The organism is Chitinophaga sp., from assembly GCF_036566945.1.
GTDB lineage: Bacteria > Bacteroidota > Bacteroidia > Chitinophagales > Chitinophagaceae > Chitinophaga.
Window position 1 is genome coordinate 1 of the sequence record NZ_DATCVJ010000081.1, and the last position, 3,157, is coordinate 3,157.

2 protein-coding genes are annotated in these 3,157 nt (G+C 44.5%); both read right to left on the bottom strand.

Features of this window, described 5'->3' with window-relative positions; genetic code table 11:
- A partial coding sequence (locus VIP81_RS02300) for a KUP/HAK/KT family potassium transporter (RefSeq protein WP_331956861.1) occupies positions 1 to 1,358 on the bottom strand: 1,358 nt, incomplete at its 3' end.
- Between the two features lie 154 nt (positions 1,359 to 1,512).
- Complete coding sequence (locus tag VIP81_RS02305) at positions 1,513 to 3,060, bottom strand: OmpA family protein (RefSeq protein ID WP_331956862.1); 1,548 nt, start codon at positions 3,058 to 3,060, stop codon at positions 1,513 to 1,515.
- Positions 3,061 to 3,157 lie beyond the last annotated feature (97 nt).

Genomic DNA, 3,157 nt, shown 5'->3' on the forward strand with positions numbered 1-3,157 from the left:
TCTTCCAGTCTTACAAACTCCACATAACGATTCTTGATCTTACGGGATTTAAACCAGACGATCATCACCAGGAACAATGCGCCAGCCACGATCACGGTCACATAACCTCCGTGCATAAATTTCACCACATTGGCAAACAGGAAGGAGAATTCTATTGTGAAATAGACGACCAGGTATAATAATATCCACCCGACCCATACCCGCTTCGTGTACAGATAAAAAGCAAAGAGGCAGGAGGTCATGAGCATACAAATAGTAATCGATAAGCCATAGGCCGCCTCCATATTAGAAGATTCCTGGAAGATCATTACGATAGCAGCACAACCTACAAACAGCATCGTGTTGATACCGGGAATATAGAGTTGACCTCTCATTTCTGTAGGATAGTTTACCCGCATTTTAGGCCACAGATTCAGTCGCATGGCTTCCGCGATGAGGGTAAAGGAACCGGATATCAATGCCTGACTGGCGATAACAGATGCCAGTGTGGCGATTAATACACCAAAAATGATGAACCATTCCGGCATAATGGTAAAGAACGGATTCTGGTCTTTTGGGAGAATCTGACCTTTTTGTGTCAGCAGCCATGCGCCCTGTCCCAGGTAATTCAAAATAAGGCAGGATTTAACGAAAATCCAGGAAATCCTGATGTTTCCCCTGCCGCAGTGTCCAAGGTCTGAATACAGCGCCTCTGCCCCTGTAGTACACAGAAATACGGCACCGAGGATCAGGAACCCTTTCGGATAAGTTGTTAAGAGTTCAATAGCATAATGGGGACTAAAGGCTTTAAAGATGCTAAGATCATCGGCAATGTGTGAAATACCAAGGATACCAAGCATCGAAAACCATAGTACCATGATGGGTCCAAACATGCGACCAATAGAAACGGTACCAAACTGTTGCATCACGAAGAGACCTGTAATAATGGTCAGTACTATTTTTACAATAGTAATCTGTCCGAGATCTTTGAAAACGTCCAGCGTTCTTAAACCTTCAATGGCGGAGGTGACAGTGATGGGAGGTGTAATAATACCATCTGCAAGCAGGGCAGCGCCGCCGATCATACCGAATATGACGGTCCATCTGGCATGGCGTCTTACGAGTGCATACAGTGAAAAGATACCACCTTCCCCTTTATTATCTGCCCGTAGGGTCAGAATGACGTACTTAACGGTGGTTTGCAGGGTTAGCGTCCATATAATACAGGAGATACCACCTATCACCAGCAGATCGCTGATGGGGTTGCCCCCTACGATGGCCTTGAAAACATAAAGTGGAGATGTTCCGATGTCGCCGTAGATAATACCGAGCGCTACTACGAGACCTGCCAGGGAGACCCTGTTAATGTTTATTCCCACGTAATAATAAGTTGGTTAAAAAGCCTTCAAAATTAGGGGTAAATATTGACACTCCAACAATAATTCGTAACGGAGTGTTTAGCGAATAAAAAAATCCCCACCCGAATGAACGGGCGGGGATTTTTTTAGTTATCATCTTAATGAGTGATACTGATTAGTTAGCAGGAGCTAAATCAACAGTGCCAGACTCACCAGGAGTGTTTTGTTTGATGAAACGACCGCGGTCGATTCCTTGTTTGTCAGCCAGGTAGTCGATAACTGAATCAACACGACGGCTGCTCAGATCAACACCACCTTTTTTACCTTTCGCACCTGCGTGACCTGTTACCAGGACGTTGCAAGATGGGTTAGATTTCAGGGTAGCTGCAACTGAAGCCAGGATAGCTTCCTGATCGCTACCAACTTTGGTAGAAGAACCTTTGAAGGAAACGCTTGGCAGAACCAGGCTAGCGCAAGTTGTTTCAACACGGTTCTTGCAGCATTCTGGATCTGGGCATTTACCAACGCCATCAGCATCAACTGGTTGGCAGTAAGTAGGCGTGATCAGTTGTTTGTCTTTGAAATCAGGAACGCCATCACCATCAGAATCTTTAGCAACACCGTGAGAATCAACTGGTGCACCTGCTGGGGTGTTAGGTTCGCGATCGAATTGGTCAGTTACGCCATCACCATCAGCATCAGGCAGAACCGGAGCTGGGATCTTCATGTGACGTGGGTTGCTCAGCTCGCTGTAAGCGTATTCCAGTGGGTTAATCCACCATAATGGCTGTACACGTTTAGCTGGGTTACCCAGGTTGAAGTTCAGACGTAAGCTGGTGTAAGAGTAGAAATCTTTAGAAGAACCATAAGGGTTAGCATATCCATCCAGATATGCATCAAATGGCATGGTGATTTTCTCTTCAATACCAATGTTGAAACGTTTGGAAACTTTAAACGCTACACCAGTACCAAGATCCAGTGCGTGACGGAGTAATTGGTTGTCATCGTTACGACCAATGGAAGTTCTGTTTCCTTGTGAAGGAGCATTCTGTTCGTACTTTTTGTCCTGAACACTTTTGATATAATCTTTAATATCAGAACGTTTGCCAGTCAGTCTAGCTTGATCATAAGCATAACCATTGCCATTGCCATCTAATGCGTCAACATCAACATCAGCCATTACAATAGAGTACCCTGCCAGTAAATACCAGTTAACTTTAGGTTCAGCTCTGTAGAACAGGATGTTGCTCAAAGAAGCAATCACGTCCAAAGACAACTGATGATTCTGAGATTTGTAGTTAGGAATGATGAAGCCGCCGTTTCTAGCTGCGGTTGCTGCCCATGGATTGCCATTTGCGGAAATAGAAGGACGCAGCTTGTAATCCTGACCTTTATCAATGGAACCGATGTACTCAGCTCTCAGGGAGAAAGTGTGACCCAGTGCTTTTCTCAGGGAGATACCGCCACCGAAGCCTGGTTGAGCAGGAACAGTTCCGCTGATCAGGTGTAAACCACCACTAAAACCCAGTTCCCACATATCTCTCGGTTTCGCCGGGAAATTCGATTGGTGGTTCGTGAAGTTATTTTGTTGTACCATACGCTTGCTAGACACTTTGGTGCTATCCAGAGCATCATAGCCGGTTGGTTGAACCTGTGCAAAACTAGAAGATGCTGATAGTAAACCCACAGCGCCTGCCAGTAATAAGTACTTTTTGCTTGCCATAATTGTTTTTTTTATTAAAAACTGTTAAAAATTTACTAATAACCCGTTTTTTACCTAGCAAAGGTAAATATCATAAATGAATATACAAATTTTTCTT

Coding starts and splice junctions, on each gene's coding strand:
- VIP81_RS02305 (WP_331956862.1), bottom strand. CDS start 3,060: ATGGCAAGCAAAAAGTACTTATTACTGGCAGGCGCTGTGGGTTTACTA.